Source organism: Pseudoalteromonas rhizosphaerae (assembly GCF_902498845.1).
Lineage (GTDB): Bacteria > Pseudomonadota > Gammaproteobacteria > Enterobacterales > Alteromonadaceae > Pseudoalteromonas > Pseudoalteromonas rhizosphaerae.
This window is the reverse complement of the sequence record NZ_CABVLM010000006.1, coordinates 49,315-69,182: the sequence shown is the minus strand read 5'-3', so window position 1 is coordinate 69,182 and position 19,868 is coordinate 49,315. Positions and strand designations below refer to the sequence as shown.

The window sequence follows — 19,868 nt, the reverse complement described above, 5'->3', positions numbered from 1 at the left end:
GAAAACTGCATGAGCTTTGAAGTCGATGAAGATATTTTACAAGATTTTCTAGTAGAGGCTGGAGAAATTCTTGAGCTTTTGTCAGAACAGCTGGTGGAGCTTGAAAATAACCCAGATGATACTGAATTACTCAATGCAATTTTCCGTGGTTTTCATACGGTAAAAGGCGGCGCAGGCTTTTTAAGCATGACTGAACTAGTCGATGCTTGCCATGGTGCAGAGAACGTTTTCGATTTATTGCGTCAAGGTGTTCGTAAGGTTAATTCCGAGCTGATGGACGTGATCTTGCAAGCACTCGATACCATTAACGAAATGTTTGCGACTATCCAAAGTAGAGAAAAACCAGAACCAGCAAATCCAGAATTACTCGCTGTTTTACATAAATTGGGGCTGCCGCCAACGGCTGAAGAATTAACTGGCAGTGCTGAACCTGCAGGCGATATCCCTGTTGTTGATGCTGATGATATTTTAGATGATTCTGACGATCCATTTGCGCTAGACTCATTATTTGATGGTCAAGTTGATAGCGATCAAAAAGATGTTCAAATCGATGAGATAACAGAAGATGAATTTGAGAGTCTGCTTGATGAGCTCCACGGACAAGGGCAAAGTCCTATAACGCCAACAACCACTGTCAGCAATGAATCATCAAATAGTGATATTACTGACGATGAATTTGATAATTTATTGGATGAATTGCACGGTATTGGTAGCTTCGGTCTAGTAAGTAATAAAGATACTGCAGGCACCGAAAGTGCTGCGCCTAAGCCGGCCCAAGCACCTTCATCACCGACGAAAAGTAATGGTCCAGATGAAATCAGCGATGATGAATTTGAAGCTTTACTTGATGAATTACATGGTAAAGGCAGCGCGCCACAAGCGGTCGCTGAGACTGAGCCAGCACCTGCTAAAAAAGCAGCAGCACCAACACCTGCACCTGTTGCCGCAGCAAAGCCAGTGCCCAAACCAGCAGTGTCTGAGCCTGTGAAAGCAGCTGAAAAATCCGCACCAGCGACGACAGCTGTTGCTAAAAAACCAGCTCCTCCACAAGCCGATACAACGGTGCGTGTTGATACAAAACGCCTAGATCAAATAATGAACATGGTTGGTGAACTGGTATTGGTTCGCAATCGTTTAGTCAGTTTAGCAACCAATACTGAAAGTGAAGCGATGGGTAAAGCCATTTCGAATCTTGATGTAGTAACCGCAGACTTGCAAGGTGCGGTAATGAAAACGCGGATGCAACCGATCAAGAAAGTGTTTGGTCGTTTTCCTCGCGTAGTCCGTGATTTAGCCCGCAGTTTGAGAAAAGACATTAACTTACTGCTCGTGGGTGAAGAAACCGATTTAGATAAAAACTTAGTTGAGGCACTGGCAGATCCTTTAGTCCACTTGGTGCGCAACTCGGTTGACCATGGTATTGAAATGCCTGATGTGCGTGAAGCGGCAGGTAAGTCAAGAACTGGGACTGTTACTTTATCAGCATCGCAAGAGGGTGATCATATTTTGCTCACCATTCGTGATGATGGTGCAGGTATGGACCCTGAAAAACTGAAAAAAATAGCAATCAATAAAGGGGTGCTTGATCACGAGCAAGCAGCTCGATTATCTGATACAGAAGCCTATAACCTTATTTTTGCACCAGGCTTTTCCACCAAAGAACAGATCTCTGATATTTCGGGTCGTGGTGTGGGTATGGATGTGGTGAAAACCAAAATTACCCAACTAAATGGTTCTGTGAGTATTCAATCTGAGCTAGGTGTAGGCACAATCCTAGAAATTAAAGTACCGTTAACGTTGGCTATTTTGCCGACATTGATGGTGGTTGTCGGTGAGCAAACATTTGCATTACCACTGGCTGGTGTTAATGAAATATTCCACCTAGATCTAACTAAAACGAATGTAGTTGATGGTCAATTAACCATTATTGTTCGTAAGAAAGCACGACCGTTGTTTTATTTAGAACATTGGTTAGTTAAAGGTGCTGACAGATCATTACGCAAAGCTCAAGGCCATGTTGTAATTGTACAAATTGGTACGCAACAAGTTGGTTTTGTAGTGGATTCATTGATTGGTCAAGAAGAAGTTGTTATTAAACCGCTTGATGCTTTACTACAAGGAACACCTGGTATGGCAGGTGCAACGATCACGTCTGACGGTGGTATAGCGCTGATCTTAGATGTTCCAAACCTGTTAAAACACTACGCAGGTTAGGCCAATTCTTATCTTATTGTGAGGGCTAAATATGGCTCTCACAGATAAAATTTAACAAGAGTATGCCAATGGCAGTTAAAGTTTTAGTTGTTGATGATTCAAGTTTCTTTCGCCGCAGAGTGAGCGAAATACTCGAGCAAGATAAGGATATCGAAGTAATTGGTTTTGCGGTAAATGGCCGAGAAGCGGTCGATAAAACAAATCAACTTCGTCCAGATGTAATCACCATGGATGTTGAAATGCCCGTGCTTGATGGCATTAGTGCTGTAAAAGAAATCATGGCAGCAAATCCAACCCCTATTCTGATGTTCTCCTCACTGACTCGTGATGGCGCAACAGCAACCTTAGACGCACTTGATGCGGGTGCTCTAGATTTTTTACCGAAAAAATTTGAAGATATTGCTCGTAATAATGAAGATGCGATTAAGTTATTACAAAATAAAGTAAAAGAAATTGGACGCAAGCGTCTTTCGCGCTTTAGTCGGCCGACAACGCCTCCTGCATCGGCACCAATACCTCCCGTTTCTGCAGGTACAACAAGTCGCCCTGCGATAACTCAACCAGATCGAAGCTTTAACCGGAGCGCTGCACCTGCGACTAATATTGCAGCTAACACTCGCGCTTCAGGAAAGAAATATCAAATAGTTGCAATAGGTACTTCAACGGGAGGACCTGTTGCACTGCAAACAATTCTGACTCAGTTGCCCGCTAATTTTCCGCACCCTATTTTGTTAATACAGCATATGCCAGCTGCGTTTACGCCAGCATTTGCCGCACGTTTAAACGGCTTGTGCAAAATAAAAGTAAAAGAGGCGCAACAAGGCGATCGATTAATTCCAGGCGTCGCGTATCTAGCGCCGGGCGGTCAACAAATGTTGATTGAGGGACGGGCTGGCAATCGCACTTTACGTGTTTTTGAAGACGATAGTGCCCGGATCACCTATAAACCAAGTGTTGATGTTACTTTTGCAAGTACAGCCAAATCGTTCCAAGGTGATGTATTAGCTGTGGTACTTACAGGCATGGGCGCAGATGGAAGAGACGGTGCAAGAATGCTTAAACAAGCCGGCGCTACTATTTGGGCACAAGATGAAAAAACCAGTGTGGTATATGGTATGCCACAAGCGGTTGCTAACGCAGGGTTAACATCAGCAAGCATTGCGCTTGAAGACGTTGCTAATCGGTTAGTTCGAGAGATTGGTTGTGGATAAGTTGTCGTTTCTAGGCCTGTTCGTTGCACTTTTGGCGATTGGTTATGGCTACTCACTAGAAGGCGGTGTTGTGAGTGCTTTATTTAATGGCCCGGCATTAATTATTGTGTTGGGCGGTACGTTAGGTGCTGTAATGCTACAAACACCAGCAAGTACGTTTAATAAAGCATTAAGAATAAGCCACTGGGTATTTTTCCCACCAAGTTACGATATCAACAGAGCAATTGAGCAAGTTAAAAGTTGGTCACAAAAAGCCCGCCAAGAAGGGTATTTAGCACTTGAAGAAATAGCGTTAACCCATCCAGATCCTTACGTTGCCAAAGGCTTGAGTTTGCTGATTGATGGCAACAGTGAGCAAAAACTCAGAGACACACTAGAAATTGATTTGTTGCTAGAAAGAGAACGGCTGCTTGAAGCCAGTCGAGTGTATGAGGCGTTGGGCGGTTACAGTCCTACCATCGGTATATTAGGCGCAGTGCTTGGTCTGATCCAAGCGATGTCATTTATCACTGAACCTGAAAAGTTAGGTGCAGGGGTTGCGACTGCTTTTCTTGCCACCATTTATGGTGTTGGCTTAGCAAATTTATTGTTTTTACCTATGGCTAATAAGCTCAAACAACAAGTAGAACAAAAGATGCTGTTTCATGAGTTATTAGCTGAAGGAATTATTGCCATGAGCCAAGGTGATAGCCCTGTCAATATTGAGCTGAAACTTGAAGCGTATCGTGTAGAGCGTCCAAGTCAGCTGCAAGAATAATTATTATGATGCGCCGTCGACTTCGTCACTCATCGACCAAAAGTCAGCATACAGAACGTTGGCTAGTGTCGTACGCTGATTACATGACTATTATGTTTGCATTCTTTGTAGTGATGTATGCGATTGCGATTAATAAAGAAGAAAGCTTCCAAATTTTATCTGATTCGCTAGAGCAGGTTTTTGACAAGTCAGCTCGTCAGTATAGTCAAGAGGGTCAAGGCGTGACGGGGACCGGTTTATTAACCGATAGAGTGACTCCTGAAAACGAACTACTGTTTGGTGAAAGTATTCAAAAGCAAGAAGCTGGCCCAGAGTTACTGGATGGACAAAGCGATACCAGTAATATAAAACAAAAACACTTAGGCAAACCTTTAGATAGCTTATTAACTAAATTACAATCAGCCTTGATCGATGAAATACGCGATGGCGAAGCAAGTTTAGAGTTGCACCAAGACTGGTTGATCATTGAATTAAGCTCAGGAATGTTATTTTCCAGTGGCAGTGCGGTGGCGCATCAACGCGCGAAAGCAGTGATAAAATTAGTAAACGATATTATTGCCCCAGTAGATAACTACGTCAGAGTGCGTGGTTATACCGATAATGAAACCATTCATAATGAAATGTTTCGTTCTAATTGGGAGCTATCTGTTGCAAGAGCGACCTCGATTTTAGTCGAACTTGATGCATTAGGTATCAACCCTGCGCGCATGGCTATTGAAGGATATGGACAGTATTCACCTTTTGCTGATAATGATACAGAGCAAGGACGTGCTGAAAATCGTAAAGTAGTCGTTGCATTATCAAAATATGGTTTGCCACCCAAGCCCATTGTTACAACCGAGCAACCAGCAACAGAAACTGAAGCAGAGCAACCAATTGAGTTGCCAAGTGATGACAACACTATTAAAGTGATCCAACTCCCACACGGTGGTATAAGAATTACAACGCGCAACGAACAAAAATAAGGTGTGATGTGAAAATTTGGACGGTAGCAAATCAAAAAGGTGGAGTAGGGAAGACGACCACGGCTGTGAGCTTAGCTGGTATATTAGCGCTGCAAGGAAAGCGAGTATTACTGATTGATACCGATCCTCATGCATCTTTAACGTATTACTTTGGCATTGATTCAGAAGATTTAGAAGTCAGTGTATATGATATATTTGCCCGTGGAAACAGCATGGCAAGTGAAGAAATATTGCAAGCTTTGTGTCCATCGAACATAGATAACTTAGATATTCTTCCTGCAACGATGGCAATCGCGACACTTGACCGCAGTATGGGTAATAAGACCGGAATGGGGCTTATCTTAAAAAAAGCTTTAGCAAAAATTAGTGAGCACTATGATTACGCTATTTTAGACTGTCCGCCAGTGTTAGGTGTATTAATGGTTAACGCATTGGCTGCAAGTGAACGCATTTTAGTGCCAGTACAAACTGAGTTTTTAGCACTCAAAGGACTTGACCGAATGATGCGGACCATGGAATTAATGCAAAGCTCGCAATCAAAGCAGTATCAATATACCATTATCCCTACAATGTATGATAAGCGCACTAATGCATCCCTTGAAGCATATAAAACATTACAGCAAACGTACCAAGAAAAAGTATGGCCAGGGGTAATACCCGTAGACACTAAGTTCCGTGATGCAAGTTTAGCTCAACAAGTACCGATTCAGTATTGTCCACGCTCAAGAGGTGTTTATGCTTATCGCGCATTACTCGATTATTTGATTGAACAAGGTTAATGAATGAGTAAGCAATTATTTGCTAATGAAAAAGTAATGACCCAGTACTTGGGGGCTTTACTGTGCGAAGACGATGAGTCAACAGACTTACACCCGGTTGCAAAATTACTCGAACAAGTTCCATCCACAGAAAGTAGCAATAAAATGCCACTCAAGGCGTCGCAGCAAACCATTGTGCAGCCAAACGCACTTGATGAGCCAAAGACTAGTATTGAGGAAGAAATACCCGCGCCCCTTGAGAAACCACAGATCCAAGCTAATATCAAAGATATAGCTAAAGTGAGTGAACAGCTAAATGTTGCTGAAGCTAAAACTCCTGTACAGCGTCAAGAAGATTATTTTGATGGTGAGTTTCAGGCGTTATTCTTTGAAGTGGCAGGGCTTACCCTCGCAGTACCATTAAAAGCATTAGGTGGTATTCATCAATTAGGTGAAGTTAATCAGCTTTTTGGTAAACCCAAGTGGTTTAAAGGAGTGATGCTAAATCGTGATGAGAATCTTAATGTAGTTGATACAGCGCTTTGGGTGATGCCAGAAAAGTATACCCAAGAGTTAGAAGACAAATTAAACTACCAATACTTAATTACTTTAGGTAATAGCCAATGGGGATTGTTGGCTGAAAAGCTGGTTAATAACATTACACTACGCAGTGAAGATGTGAAATGGCGAGCTAAAAGTGGCAAGCGGCCTTGGCTTGCAGGTGTAATTAAAGAAAAAATGTGTGCCTTAATTGATGTGCAAAGCTTAGGTCAATTATTAGAGCAAGGTTTAGATAGCCGCGACCAGTAACGATATTCGGAGTAATAACATGAGTGAACAAAGATTATTATCAAGCAGTAAAAATACCGATGGCAATGATGAAGTATTGCAGTGGGTAACTTTTAAGCTTGAATCAGAAACCTATGGTGTGAATGTGATGCAAGTGCAAGAGATTTTGCGTTACACAGAAATTGCTCCAGTACCAGGTGCTCCAAGCTATGTTTTAGGGATTATTAATTTACGTGGCAATGTTGTAACAGTAATAGATACGCGTGCACGATTTGGTTTGATGTCTGCAGAAGCAACAGACAATTCACGAGTATTAATTATTGAAGCTGAAGAGCAAGTCATTGGTATCTTAGCCGACAGTGTAGCAGAAGTGGTTTATTTGCGTAGCTCAGAAATTGATAGTGCACCAAACATTGGTACTGAAGAAAGTGCCAAGTTTATTCAAGGTGTCAGTAATCGTGATGGTGAATTATTGATTTTAGTTGATTTAAATAAATTACTAAATGACGAAGAGTGGGATGAGTTGAGCGATTTATAACGCTTACGGAAAAACTATGTTGTTATACTCGTTGCTTGGAGTCTCAATTGTACTGGTGTTAGTATGCTTGGGACTAATTTTTATTAATAATAATAAGTACGCTGCAGCATTAAAAAGCAAAATACTGCAACTGCAAGAAACTCAACAACAGCTCAGTATTTTACGCAGTGAAGTCGCAGAAATGCGCACCGGTATGCTAAGTATTGGTAAGCGCTTAGTTGCTGTAGAGCAGCGAAATCAAGAGTTAGCGCAGTTACAAGATGCGCAAAAATATGACGATCCTGATGCGAAAATTTATTCTCGAGCAGTGAAAATGGTTGAACTAGGTGCCGATATTGAAGAGATCATACGAGAGTGTGAACTTCCGCGTGCCGAAGCAGAACTATTAATGTCGTTACATCATCAAAAGGGCGCTAATTAGCGCCTTTTACTTTTTACGCCTGAATATTTAACTTGCCTTGAAAGTCTTGCCAGCCTGGTGGGAATTTACCCCGTAGTACATATGAAAAAGCAATCAGTTCGGCAATCACATAATACAGTTCTCTTGGGATCTCTTCGCCAAGCTCTAAATGCGATAACGTTTTAGCCAATGCTTCATCTTTGTGGATCAAAATTCCTTTTTCTTCTGCAGCTTTAATGATCTCTTCTGCGAGCTCACCAAACCCTTTACTACTGACTGTAGGAGTACGACCGGCTTCGTAAACTAAACCAATTGCAGACTTATGTTTTGGTATCTCACTCATGGCTTAAACCTTAATATTAATAATGGCATGGGATTGATAAAAAGCTTGGTGTTGCGGCGCACCTTGGCTTAGCTTCATTTCACCAACTTGTAGGCCATGAGCTGTTAATTTATGACGCAAACTCTCAAGGTGCGGATGAGCCATTGCGGTGATATCTTGGCTTGAGGCAAGTAATTGACAATCGAGTGCTTTATCCATTAATTCAGCGGTGATCTGTAATTGGCCAAGCTCAGCGTAATCAAAATTAAGTCGCACAAACCAAACATTTTTATCTTCGAGTTTATTTTGGCTTGGTTTTTTATATTGTCCTAATGAAATTTCTGTTTGTGCGGTTTCCGGTGGCAGTCGCATCGGCAGTAAAAATTGTACTAACGGATTATTATCAGGCTGCTGATTGATGGGGGTGCTGTTAATTTGGCTAATTGCAGTTTTTATTTGGCTCAGCTCAGCCGCTAAGGCTTGTGATTGTGGCTGTAGTAATTGTTCTTGCAGTTTCTGTGGGTTAGTTGCTTTAAAGTTAGGCACTAATATTTGTAATAAAGCATCAAGTGAGCTTTGACTGTTAAAATTCAACGCACTGATATTTGCTAAGCTTGGAGCCGCTAAAATCGCCACTGCCAAATGCTCAATAGATTGGCTAAAACTATTTTGCAGGGCACTAGTTGTTAAGCTTTCTGGACGCAAAACACTGAGTATTTCTCGTTGAATGGTTAACGGTTGCAACGATTGGCTGTCAATCATGCGGCTAAAAGCTTGATTGACTAGCCGATTTAAATCGACATTATCACTTACTTTGGTCGCTGCTAGTTTATTAATTTGTGAAGCGATATGCTGTTTATCGTAGTTTGCTGCTGATTTAAAATTAGGTAGCGGCTTTTCGATAGGCGTTTTTAAAAGTGGTGCCAATAATTTGGCTTCCAGTGGCAAGCTAATCTGGCTGGCTGGCAAAGCGCTGGTTATCGGTCCTTTTAATAGTGCTTCTATATGTAAGTGAGTACTTGCTTTTAGATTGTCGTTGTTTAGCTGTGCTGTTAGAGATGCTACTTTGGTATCTACTCCTGCAGCAAAAGGTGGAGTTGTTTTTAATTTTTGCTGAGCATCGGCTATAACTGTTTTGGCGACAGCGCTATTATCACTGACATTGACAGTTGTACTATTGGTTTTGCTGGGTAGAACTTGTTCGGGACTGTGTGCTAGCGCTTTAGCGATAGGTTCTTTGTTTAGCTGAGCAGGTTGAGCATTAATATCAGATGCTGCTTGTTTTGGATTAACAGTAACCTGCGGTGTTTTATTTTGCGCTACTGTAGTTTGCTCGCTGGATTGAATCGCGGCAGCTAGTTTATTTAATTGTTTGTAGTTATCGGTATCTTTGCTCAGTGGCGCCGCATTAGTACTGTTATTTTTAACCGCATTAGGCTCTGTAATACTTGCTAAACCGGCTTTTAATCGCTGAAATAACTGTACCAGGGGAGGCGATTGATGATAATGCTTTGGCAGCGCGGTACCTTGGCTAATATCTGTCAGTAATGGTTGGGTGTTGCTTGTCGCCATTGCCACAAGGTTTATTTGCCTGAGTGATTTGGGTAGTAAGGTTTGTGCAGTTTGATCTGTTGGTGTTAGTGATTGTGCTACAGCTGATTTATTGGTGACTTGACTAAATGGTTTGCTTTCAAAATAGCGTACAGCGTCACTGATCCGGGTTTTTAAGTCAGCAAAACTGTCTTGCAACCACGAGCTTATTGGGCTGCTGCTGACCAATAAGGGGCTGCTAGGTGCGACACTTGTTTGCGTATTAAACTGACCAGCTACATGGCTTTTTTGTAGCAATGAATTAAAAGTATGGGCTAATGAATTTTTTAACTGCAGAGCTATTTTTGGTAGCTGCGTTTTTATTATTAATTGTTCATTAAGCGCATTTAATTGTACTTTTTGAATTACCCCACCAGGCTGAGTTGAGTGTGTGCTGTGATTATTTAACGGTTGCTGCAGTGCGAGCTTAATATTGCCATTATAATTATTAAAGCTCAGTACTGCGGTATTTTTATCTAGCTGTAGCTGCCCATTCGGTACCAGTTTACTGAGCCAAAGAGCAAGTTTTGCTTGGCTGATTGGCTGCTGGTGGAGTGTATCAGCAAAGCGATTAACAACACTTAAGGTAAAATTATTGCGGTTCGGGGTAATTATTGCTTTTAGATCTTGCTCACTGTGCAGTAGTTGGGCGACTTCTTTATTGATAGGAATACTGGCGTGTAACTGATTTAACAGTAATTTTGCAGCAGGCTGTAAAATAATTTGCAACGACAAAGGTTTATTCTCGACCTGAACACCACTGTTAATTAAATTTAAAACACTTTGCAGTTGGTTTGTTTGACGCAAGCTGATCTCAGCTTGCTTTGGTAAAATAGTGAGTTGTTTACCATCATTACTGAGTTGAATATCGGCACTGGCAATTTTTTGAGTGTTTGTTTCAGTGCCAGTTGTAGCTAAACGTAATGTTTGCCAATGCTTATCAACATAGACTTCCATCTGCACAGAGCCTTTGGCGAACACGATGTTTTTAGCGCTGAGTGTTTGCTCGCTGAAAACAGGTAATTGCTGTGCAACGCCATTGTGCGACGAATGACTGACAGGAAGCGAATTCGCTAATGTTATCTGTGTAGGTTTGTTCATTATTTTAAATCAAGTTTTTGTTAATCGGTGCAAAGCATTATTCGTATTACCCTATCATTATGCTAGACTAACGCCTAATTTTGGGTATAGAGAATCATCATCTTGTTACACATTAAGTCCGTCACCTGCATCAAGCAAGAACGTTGTTTGTTTGCGGATCTTAATTTCAGCTTGAAATCAGGCCAAATCATGCAATTAGCAGGCCCAAATGGGGCTGGTAAAACATCCTTGCTGCGTATAATTGCGGGTTTTTCTGCGCCCGATGAAGGACAAGTTATGTGGCAAGGTGAATCAATTGCTAAAAATTATGATGAATTTGCCCGGCAATTGTTATTTATCGGCCATAAAACAGGGGTGAATAGCCAACTTAGTGCGATTGAAAACCTGCGATTTTGGTTACAGATTCAAGGTTACGACACTGAGCAAGATCTTTACTCATTATTAGCTAAAATTGGCTTAGTTGGTCTTGAAGATGTACCTGTGCGTACTCTATCTGCTGGTCAACAACGTCGTGTTGCGTTGATCAGACTTTGGCTTAATGATGCGAAGTTATGGGTGCTGGATGAGCCATTTACAGCCTTAGATAAAGCCGGTATCGCATTTTTGCAGCAACGCTTTTTAGCTCACCTAGCACAAGGTGGGGCGATTTTATTAACCACCCACCAAGACTTAACGACCCACTTTAATGAGTTGCAAACCGTTACTCTGGAGTACCGACACTGATGTTACGCCAGCATTCATATTGGCAGCTATTTAGTGCCGTTTGTAAAAAAGATTTACAGCTGGCATTTCGCCAGCGTGCTGAAATCGTAAACCCCATTTTGTTCTTCTTAATTGTTATTACATTATTTCCGTTAGCAATTGGTCCTGAGCCCGGTCTACTTAGCCGTATGGCACCTGGTATTATTTGGGTCGCTGCGTTACTTTCAACCATGTTAGGCTTAGATAAACTATTTCGTGATGATTATCATGATGGTAGTTTAGAGCAATTGATTGCTTCATCGTACCCGCTACCGTTAACGGTGCTTGGCAAAGTCGTTGCCCATTGGATTATTACAGGCTTGCCGTTGGTGTTGATGACGCCGCTGTTCGCCTTGTTATTAAATTTAGACAATCAAGCATTGATTGCAACGGTGCTTACCTTGCTATTGGGTACGCCATTACTTAGTTTTATCGGCGCTATTGGCGCTGGGCTTACAGTGGGATTACAAAAAGGCGGCATTTTGATGAGTTTATTGGTCTTACCTTTATATATCCCCGTATTAATTTTTGCAACGTCTGCTATCGATACCAGCACAATGTCGCTGGATTATAGTGGTCAGCTTGCCATCCTTGGTGCGATGCTTGTCATTGCAATTATCAGCGCACCAATCGCCATATCGTCAGCATTGAAAGTGAGTGTAAGTTAATATGTGGAAGTGGTTACATCCCTACGCTAAAGCAGATCGTGCATATCAATTATGCAATACGTTACTGCCCTATTTTGCCGTGATAACGGTTGTCTTTATGATTATTGGTTGGGTCTGGGGGTTAGCCTATGCGCCTGCCGACTATCAACAAAAAGACAGTTATCGCATTATTTTCATTCATGTACCGTCAGCTATTTTGTCGATGGGGGCTTATTCATCAATGGCTATTGCGGCAGTGATCGCTTTGGTATGGCAACTTCGTAATGCCGAGTTGGCGGTGATTGCCATCGCACCTGTTGGCGCATGTGTAACTGCAATTGCACTTATTACCGGCGCCGCTTGGGGTAAACCTATGTGGGGTGCGTGGTGGGTATGGGATGCACGACTTACGTCTGAGCTCATTCTATTATTTCTATATTTGGGGGTATTGTCTTTATATCATGCCTTTGAAGATAAAAAAGCAGCAGGTCGAGCTGCATCTATTTTAGCTATTGTGGGGGTAATTAACCTACCCATTATCCACTTTTCGGTTGAGTGGTGGAACACCCTGCATCAAGGTGCCACTATTACCAAGTTTGATACGAAAGCCATTGATTCAAGTATGTTTTGGCCATTAATGGTAAATATAGTCGCGTTTGCTGGTTTTGTTGGCATGGTGACTTTGATGCGTCTTAAAAATGAAATTTTACAACGTGAAAAGCATCGCCCTTGGGTGCGTCAGTTGTTAAATAGGGGCTAGTTATGCAGTTTGATTCTTTTTCTGATTTTATTGCCATGGGCGGTTACGGCTTTTATGTGTGGCTTTCTTTTGGTTCATGTGCACTGATTTTATTAGGTATTTTAGTAAGCTCTTTTAATGATACTAAGCGCATTATGGCTTCTGTGCAGCAACAAGCTGCACGAGAGGCTCGCATTAAACACGCTCAACAGGAGAATCAAGCATGAACCCAAGACGTAAGAAACGTTTGCTTGGCGTCGTCGCTATTGTATTCGGTATTGGTGCCGCCATCGGTTTAGTATTGTATGCGCTGCAAGAAAATATTAACTTATTTTATACTCCAAGTGAGTTAATTGAAGGTAAAGGCCCGAATAAAGAAAAGCCGCACATTGGTCAAAAGTTGCGTATTGGCGGTATGGTGGTCCCAGGATCAGTGATTCGAGATGAAACCAGCCTACAAGTAAGCTTTACCTTGATTGATACAGGCCCTTTAGTAACGATCAAATACCAAGGTATTTTGCCTGACTTATTTCGCGAGGGGCAAGGGATTGTTGCTCAAGGTGTGTTGATTGAACCTAATGTAATAGAAGCGTTTGAAGTATTGGCTAAGCATGATGAAGAATACATGCCTGCTGAAGTTGCGGAAGCGGTGAAGGGGATCAAACACGAAAAACCTAAATATAACTTAGAAAGTGGCAATTAAGATGATCCCAGAACTCGGTTATTTTTCCCTAACACTGGCCATGGTGCTGAGTGTTTTATTGTGTATTTTTCCTCTATGGGGCGCACATACTGGTAATTTACGGTTAATGCGTGCAGCTCCTTCATTAGCTGTTGGCCAATTTGTATTTGTACTAGTGTCATTCGCTGCCTTAATTTATGCCAGTTTAACCGATGATTTTACTGTCGCGTACGTGGCTTATCATTCTAGTAGTACCTTGCCTTGGTATTATAAAATCACTTCAACTTGGGGTGGGCACGAAGGTGCTATTTTATTGTGGCTAGTAATGCAAGCCGGTTGGACAGCAGTAGTAGCACTGCGCTCTAATTCACTGCCTTGGATACTGCGTGCTCGTGTATTAGGTGTGTTAGGCTTTTTAGGTGTTGGCTTTATGCTTTACACTCTGTGGATGTCAAATCCATTTGAATTATTACTGCCGTATTTTCCTGTCGAAGGTCGCGACCTTAATCCGCTATTACAAGATCCAGGGATGATCATCCATCCACCTTTATTATATATGGGTTATGTTGGTCTATCGGTTTCTTTTGCATTCGCAATTGCAGCATTATTAACAGGTAAACTTGATAATACGTGGGCTAAGTGGTCACGTCCTTGGACAATGACTGCGTGGGGGTTTTTAACACTAGGTATTACTATTGGAAGCTGGTGGGCATATTCCGAGCTTGGCTGGGGTGGCTGGTGGTTTTGGGATCCCGTTGAAAACGCATCGCTTATGCCTTGGTTAGTAGCTACTGCATTATTGCACTCATTATCGGCAACCGAAAAACGCGGTGTATTTAAATCATGGACCGTATTACTTGCGATTGCTGCATTTTCATTGAGTTTACTGGGCACCTTTATTGTTCGCTCTGGCATTATTGTGTCAGTGCATGCGTTTGCTACCGATCCTGATCGTGGCTTATTTATCTTAGCGTTTTTAGCGATAGTGGTTGGTGGTGCGTTAACGTTATATGCATTTAGGGTATCGCAAGTACGCAGCGAAGGTCGTTACAAACTGGTATCACGTGAAGTGGCGTTATGGCTCAATAATATATTTTTAGTGGTTGCTACATTTATTGTGTTACTGGGTACTTTACTACCTATGGTTCATAAAGAAATGGGCTTAGGCAGTATTTCAATTGGCGAACCATTCTTTAATAAAATGTTTGCCATTATTTTAGTGCCGTTTGCCATCTTAATGGGCATTGGCCCTCTGTTACGTTGGAAGCAAAATAAGTGGTCTTTTTTACAAAATAAACTCCTTGTGTCAGCGTTAATGAGCATAGTGATCAGTGCTGCTTGGTTATATTCAAGTTATGCCAGCGTAGCGCCTTTAACTTTATTGGCGACCACGCTTGCGATATGGATTGTGATCACCACCGGTGTTGATTTATATGTTAAAGCTACTGTGCAAACTAACTTTAGCCAAGGTCTTAAAAGGTTAGGACTTAGTTATTGGGCTATGGTACTAGGGCATGTTGGTATTGCCTTTGTTATCGCAGGTGTCACTTTAACTTCGGCGTATTCGGTTGAACGTGATGTTTCGATGAAGCCTGGCGAAATCGTACAGTTAAATCAATATCAGTATCGTTTTGAAGGGGTGAATACTATTCGCGGCGCTAACTACAGTGGCCATGCGGGAGAAGTGAGTGTTCTGAAAAATGATAAATTAGTGACCGTATTGCATGCTGAAAAACGTCGTTATGATATTGGTATGCAATTTATGACTGAAGCGGCAATTGATGCCGGTTTCACCCGCGATTTATATTTAGCGCTGGGTGAGCAGTTAAGTAACGGTGGTTGGTCACTGCGAATTTATCATAAACCGTATGTGCGTTGGATGTGGATTGGTGGTGTGTTGATTTCACTTGCTGGCTTTATGATTTTGGGTGACAGACGCTATCGCACCAGCAAAAAGAAGTCTGATAAATCAAAGGAGCAGTTAGTATGAATCGCAAATTATTAGCGCTTATACCCCTGCTGGCATTTGCTTTAGTGTGTGTGTTTTTATTTCAAGGTTTGTTTTCAAACCCAAGAGAAATTCAAACCGGTCGGTTAGGTCAGCCAATGCCAGCCTTTGATTTACCTGATTTAATGCAGGATTCAAAGCGTTGGCAAGATAGTCAATTAAAAGGCGATGTATATCTACTCAATGTATGGGGCACTTGGTGTCCTACCTGTTTAGCTGAATTAGATTATTTAACCCAATTGCGAGAGCAAGGCGTTAAAATTATCGGGCTTTACTATGTACAAAGTTATGATGCTGACTTTGATGGTGAATTTGATATGCCAGCGCTACGTGAAGAAGTGACGTCAATGTTAAGTCGTGCCGGTGATCCGTATCAGTTTAATATTCTTGACTTACACCGTACTCTTTCGCTTGATTTAGGTGTGTCAGGTGCACCTGAAACATTTTTAGTGGATAGCAAAGGCACCATTTTATTGCACCATACTGGCGATATAAACCCACGAGTTTGGCGTGCTAAATTTGCTCCCTTGATGCAGGAATTACAGCCATGAAATATTTTTTAATTGCTTTAATGATACTAGCCAGTGGCATAGCTATGGCAGAGCAAGATCGTTACCAATTTGATAACAACGAACAAGCGCAACGCTTTACTGAGTTAACTAAAGAATTACGTTGCCCTAAATGTCAAAATCAAAATATCGCAGATTCAGATGCTGTGGTTGCGAAAGATTTGCGCGAAAAAGTATTGGCGTTAGTCAAAGAAGGCAAATCGAAAGACGATGTGATTGAATATATGATTGACCGCTATGGCTATTTTGTTCACTACGATCCGCCAGTAACGCCAGCAACATTAGTGTTATGGGTATTACCTATTTTGATTGTGGTATTTGGCTTTGGCTTTATTATTTTTCGTCAACGTAAGTCTGCGGTTAAGCAAACATGGAGTGAGCAAGATGAGGCGTTATTAGCCAAGCTCATTGCGAAAAATGAACGTCAGGAGCAGATTTAAATGATACTAATGTGGGTTTCTTTTGCATTATTAACCTTATTAGCTGTGGCGTTTGTGGCATTGCCGTTTTTGAGTAAAGAGCGGGTACAAAGTCTCACTTACAATGCTAATTCAGAGCTTATTGCCATCTACCATCAGCGCCTTGGCGAGCTGGCGAATGATTTAGCAAATCAACGTATTGATCAAGTTAACCATGATGAGTCTGTGATTGAGCTCAAACGTCGTTTACTAAATGAGTTATCGCCTGAAAAATCACTGATGAGCAGAGGCAATAACCGTATTTTTGCATTAACAGGCAGTGCATTTTTAATCGCTTTTACCGCTGTATTTTATACTGCAACTGGTTCACAACAACAGTTGCAGAACTGGCACAGCGCCATGGATAATTTAGCAGCTTATGGTGAACGAGCCGTGATGCAACAAGGCGAACCTTTAACCCAAAATGAATTACAAGCGTTTGCGTTAGGGCTACGCACTAAACTTGCGCAAAGTGGTGATGATCAAGTGGCTTGGATGCTACTCGGTCGTGTTGCAATGTCATTGAACGAATACGACATGGCGCAACAGTCATTTGATAAAGTGCTACGCATGGATCCTGACAACATGCCTGTGCTGATCAGTTACAGCCAAGTACTATTACTTGAAGGCAGTGATGTAAATATGACGCGCGCTGCGGGTATGCTCTCTAAAGTGCTCAAAGACGATCCAACTAACCTTGATGCTATTTCATTGTTAGCGTTAATTGCTTATGAGCGTCATGATTGGTTGCAAGCAAAAGCAGCATTCGAAGTGCTTTTAAAGAGTATGGATGAGCAAGATACTCGCTATGACATGATTGCTCAGCGAATTACTGAAATTGAACAAAATATTACAGCTGAAAACACACAACTAGCACCTGCGTTGCAACCACAAGCTGAGCAGGGCAGTGGCGAGGATAATAACGCAGCTAAAATGAGTGCTATCAAAGTTACCGTTAATCTTGCGCCACAGCTTGCAGAGAAGCTTCCAATCCAAGGTACCTTATTCGTATTTGCAAAAGCTGCCAATGGTCCGCCAATGCCGCTCGCAGTGGTAAAATTAACAGATTATAGTTTTCCAATTGAAGTACAGTTAAGTGATAGTAATGCTATGGTCGCAGGGTTAACGCTTTCAAGCGTTGATAAAATTATTTTAACTGCACGCATTTCAAAGGATGCATCAGTAATGCCTTCAACGGGTGAGTTGGAAGGGCGTTCAGATGTGTTAGAACGTAGCCAAACCAAGGCTTACGATTTACTTATCAATGAATTAATACCTTAAGGATAAAAGATGTTAAGACAGAGTTTAGTTTTGTTTGGGCTATTGGTGCTAGCAGGATGCGCGCAAGTGCCTGACGAAAAAATAGATGAGCGAGATCCACTACAATCATTTAACCGTCCAATGTATGATTTTAATATGGATGTACTTGATGCTTATGTTCTGCGCCCTGTTGCGGTAGGGTATGTGGCCGTAACACCAACACCGGTGCGCCGTAGTATCGTCAATTTTACTGGCAACATTAGTGCACCAACTGATGTAGTTAATGCCACGCTACAAGGTAAAGCGGGTAACGCAGGCGTGAGCTTAGCGCGGTTTTTAGTTAATTCAACTGTGGGTATTTTTGGCTTATTTGATGTTGCGACATCGCTTGGTTTGAATATTGTCGATGAAGACTTTGGTCAAACTCTGGGGGTATGGGGAATAGGCGACGGTGCTTATTTAATGCTACCGGGAATGGGACCGTCAACAGCGCGTAACCTAACGGGTGCAGTGGTTGATGGCTATGTGTTACCAAAAATTGCCTTAACCACGCCACAAACTGTATTGGTGTTTGCATTAAAGGCCGTAGAAGCCCGAGCCTCTTTAATACCGCAAGAAAGCTTATTGAATGAGTCACTCGATCCGTATATTTTTATGAAAGACATTTACTTTCAACGTCAGTTATATGAGCTGTATGATGGTAATCCACCTGTTGAAAAAGAGCCCGAAGATTTTGATGAAGACTTTTTAGAAAGCCTTTAATATATTATATTTTCGGGTTAAATAACAATGCCAGCATCTAAGCTGGCATTGTTTTTACGGCGTTGTTTATTACCCAGCCAGTACTTTCATTTGTTCATTAGCCCAGTTAACTGCGTCATGGTATGCATCTGGCACTTTACCAGCTGTAAGACCAAGCTCATCTTTAATCGCGTTTGCACCTTGCCAATTGGCTTGTTCGTATAATTTTACCAAGCGCAGATATTGTGCCAGTAAACCTTGATCCTCTAATAATGCTAACTTTATGTCGTTGGATAATGGTAGCTTATTCATCACGCTTTCCATATCTTCATCTAATATGGCATCCATTAGTGACATCATACCGGTTAAAAAAGCCATTCCCGTATCTTTGAGTTTACTATGGTTTATAGCTAGCAACTCAGTAAAGCGTGCTCTAGTTAACGATAAGCGTATTAACTCTGCGGGTTTATCACCAGCAACTTGAGCTGCAAACAACAAGGATAAAAACTTTTTAATTTCTGCTGCACCTAGCACAATTAGTGCTTGTTTGATGGTGCTGATCTCAGCTCTGCGCTTAAATGCCGCTGAATTACTATAACGTAATAATTTATAAGAGAGGTTTACATCTCGCTCAAATACGTCGGTAATTTTCTTTAAATTGACTTCAACAGTGGATGTCTCATAAAGCAGCTCGGCAAGAGCTATCTCTGATGGCGGCAAGGTTTTACTTTGCACCATTTCTGGCTTGGAAAAGAAAAACCCTTGAAAGTAAGTAAAGCCAAGATCTAATGCTAATTGATACTTTTCGTAGGTTTCTACCTTTTCTGCTAATAATTTTATATGCGGATAAGGTTTAATTTCTTCGATTATGCTGTGGATAGTGTCAACTTCACAATTGAGAAAATCTATTTTAATAATATCAATAAAAGGATAAAAATGACGCCATACAGGCTGGTGAATATAATCATCCAGGGCGAGCGTATAACCTTTTTGTTTTAAGTCTTTGACGATCGCGAGTAAGCGTTTCCCTGGTTGAATTGTTTCGAGTATTTCTACAACAATCTGATCTTTACCAAGCAGGGTTGGGTAGCCTTTTTGTAATGTTTCAAGCGTAAAGTTGATATACGCTGGTTTATTATCGGTGAGATCTTCTAAGCCAAAATTGAATTGACTACCTTCAATTAGCCGGCTAGTTGCCTCGTCACCATCAATATCTGGGAATACATTATCAACGCCGTCACGAAAAAGTAACTCATATCCTACAAGTTGTTTGTTTCGATCTAAAATTGGTTGGCGTGCAGCATAAAAATACATAAACAGCGGGTCCACATCAGTTAAGCGATTACTTGGGCAATATAAGATAAAACAACATAAATAG

Annotated in this window: 21 protein-coding genes; 18 read left to right on the top strand and 3 right to left on the bottom strand. The window is 41.6% G+C overall.

Features of this window, described 5'->3' with window-relative positions:
* Window positions 1-9 precede the first annotated feature (9 nt).
* The 8 genes from PSR9079_RS10785 (at window position 10) to PSR9079_RS10750 (ending at window position 7,653) form a co-directional block, all read left to right on the top strand.
* Entirely contained in the window at window positions 10-2,214 is a 2,205-nt protein-coding gene (locus PSR9079_RS10785) for a chemotaxis protein CheA (protein ID WP_149981473.1), read from the top strand.
* Window positions 2,215-2,282: 68 nt separating this feature from the next.
* Window positions 2,283-3,425, top strand: a complete 1,143-nt coding sequence (locus PSR9079_RS10780) for a protein-glutamate methylesterase/protein-glutamine glutaminase (protein ID WP_149981472.1) — start codon at window positions 2,283-2,285, stop codon at window positions 3,423-3,425.
* Complete coding sequence (locus PSR9079_RS10775) at window positions 3,418-4,182, top strand: flagellar motor protein (RefSeq protein ID WP_149981471.1); 765 nt, start codon at window positions 3,418-3,420, stop codon at window positions 4,180-4,182. The genes PSR9079_RS10780 and PSR9079_RS10775 overlap by 8 nt, the downstream gene beginning before the upstream one ends.
* A 5-nt stretch (window positions 4,183-4,187) precedes the next feature.
* Window positions 4,188-5,147, top strand: a complete 960-nt coding sequence (locus tag PSR9079_RS10770) for a flagellar motor protein MotB (protein WP_149981470.1) — start codon at window positions 4,188-4,190, stop codon at window positions 5,145-5,147.
* 8 nt (window positions 5,148-5,155) lie between these two features.
* Complete coding sequence (locus tag PSR9079_RS10765) at window positions 5,156-5,926, top strand: ParA family protein (protein ID WP_149981469.1); 771 nt, start codon at window positions 5,156-5,158, stop codon at window positions 5,924-5,926.
* Window positions 5,927-5,929: 3 nt separating this feature from the next.
* Entirely contained in the window at window positions 5,930-6,715 is a 786-nt protein-coding gene (locus PSR9079_RS10760; RefSeq protein WP_149981468.1) for a chemotaxis protein CheW, read from the top strand.
* Between the two features lie 19 nt (window positions 6,716-6,734).
* A complete protein-coding gene (locus PSR9079_RS10755) occupies window positions 6,735-7,232 on the top strand; it encodes a chemotaxis protein CheW (RefSeq protein ID WP_145239335.1) in 498 nt (165 codons plus the stop codon).
* Between the two features lie 16 nt (window positions 7,233-7,248).
* Complete coding sequence (locus PSR9079_RS10750; RefSeq protein ID WP_145239332.1) at window positions 7,249-7,653, top strand: DUF2802 domain-containing protein; 405 nt, start codon at window positions 7,249-7,251, stop codon at window positions 7,651-7,653.
* A 13-nt stretch (window positions 7,654-7,666) separates the two neighbouring features.
* Here PSR9079_RS10750 and PSR9079_RS10745 read toward each other — a convergent pair whose 3' ends face one another.
* Both PSR9079_RS10745 and fliK read right to left on the bottom strand, forming a co-directional pair.
* Complete coding sequence (locus PSR9079_RS10745; protein WP_145239329.1) at window positions 7,667-7,975, bottom strand: EscU/YscU/HrcU family type III secretion system export apparatus switch protein; 309 nt, start codon at window positions 7,973-7,975, stop codon at window positions 7,667-7,669.
* A 3-nt stretch (window positions 7,976-7,978) separates the two neighbouring features.
* A complete protein-coding gene (gene fliK / locus PSR9079_RS23955) occupies window positions 7,979-10,645 on the bottom strand; it encodes a flagellar hook-length control protein FliK (protein ID WP_246175531.1) in 2,667 nt (888 codons plus the stop codon).
* Window positions 10,646-10,747: 102 nt separating this feature from the next.
* Between fliK and ccmA the strand changes: the two genes are divergently transcribed.
* The 10 genes from ccmA to PSR9079_RS10690 are packed head-to-tail and all read left to right on the top strand — an operon-like array spanning window position 10,748 to window position 18,511.
* Window positions 10,748-11,368 (top strand): cytochrome c biogenesis heme-transporting ATPase CcmA, encoded by a 621-nt coding sequence (gene ccmA / locus PSR9079_RS10735; RefSeq protein WP_149981467.1) that lies wholly within the window; start codon window positions 10,748-10,750, stop codon window positions 11,366-11,368.
* Complete coding sequence (gene ccmB / locus PSR9079_RS10730) at window positions 11,368-12,054, top strand: heme exporter protein CcmB (RefSeq protein WP_145239323.1); 687 nt, start codon at window positions 11,368-11,370, stop codon at window positions 12,052-12,054. The genes ccmA and ccmB overlap by 1 nt, the downstream gene beginning before the upstream one ends.
* 1 nt (window position 12,055) lies before the next feature.
* Window positions 12,056-12,793 (top strand): heme ABC transporter permease, encoded by a 738-nt coding sequence (locus tag PSR9079_RS10725; RefSeq protein WP_149981466.1) that lies wholly within the window; start codon window positions 12,056-12,058, stop codon window positions 12,791-12,793.
* Between the two features lie 2 nt (window positions 12,794-12,795).
* A complete protein-coding gene (ccmD, locus tag PSR9079_RS10720; protein WP_149981465.1) occupies window positions 12,796-12,999 on the top strand; it encodes a heme exporter protein CcmD in 204 nt (67 codons plus the stop codon).
* Window positions 12,996-13,475, top strand: coding sequence for a cytochrome c maturation protein CcmE (gene ccmE / locus PSR9079_RS10715; protein ID WP_149981464.1), 480 nt, complete (start codon window positions 12,996-12,998; stop codon window positions 13,473-13,475). Before ccmD ends, ccmE begins: the two co-directional genes overlap by 4 nt.
* A gap of 1 nt (window position 13,476) precedes the next feature.
* The gene (locus PSR9079_RS10710; protein WP_149981463.1) at window positions 13,477-15,444 is read left to right on the top strand and encodes a heme lyase CcmF/NrfE family subunit; all 1,968 of its coding nucleotides are present in this window, start codon (window positions 13,477-13,479) and stop codon (window positions 15,442-15,444) included.
* Window positions 15,441-16,013, top strand: coding sequence for a DsbE family thiol:disulfide interchange protein (locus PSR9079_RS10705; RefSeq protein WP_149981462.1), 573 nt, complete (start codon window positions 15,441-15,443; stop codon window positions 16,011-16,013). The genes PSR9079_RS10710 and PSR9079_RS10705 overlap by 4 nt, the downstream gene beginning before the upstream one ends.
* Window positions 16,010-16,471, top strand: a complete 462-nt coding sequence (locus PSR9079_RS10700; RefSeq protein WP_149981461.1) for a cytochrome c-type biogenesis protein — start codon at window positions 16,010-16,012, stop codon at window positions 16,469-16,471. Before PSR9079_RS10705 ends, PSR9079_RS10700 begins: the two co-directional genes overlap by 4 nt.
* The gene (gene ccmI / locus PSR9079_RS10695; protein WP_149981460.1) at window positions 16,472-17,770 is read left to right on the top strand and encodes a c-type cytochrome biogenesis protein CcmI; all 1,299 of its coding nucleotides are present in this window, start codon (window positions 16,472-16,474) and stop codon (window positions 17,768-17,770) included.
* A gap of 9 nt (window positions 17,771-17,779) precedes the next feature.
* On the top strand, window positions 17,780-18,511 hold the full coding sequence (locus PSR9079_RS10690) for an MlaA family lipoprotein (RefSeq protein WP_149981459.1): 732 nt from the start codon (window positions 17,780-17,782) through the stop codon (window positions 18,509-18,511).
* Between the two features lie 69 nt (window positions 18,512-18,580).
* Here PSR9079_RS10690 and PSR9079_RS10685 read toward each other — a convergent pair whose 3' ends face one another.
* Entirely contained in the window at window positions 18,581-19,804 is a 1,224-nt protein-coding gene (locus PSR9079_RS10685; protein WP_145239295.1) for an EAL and HDOD domain-containing protein, read from the bottom strand.
* Between the last annotated feature and the right edge of the window lie 64 nt (window positions 19,805-19,868).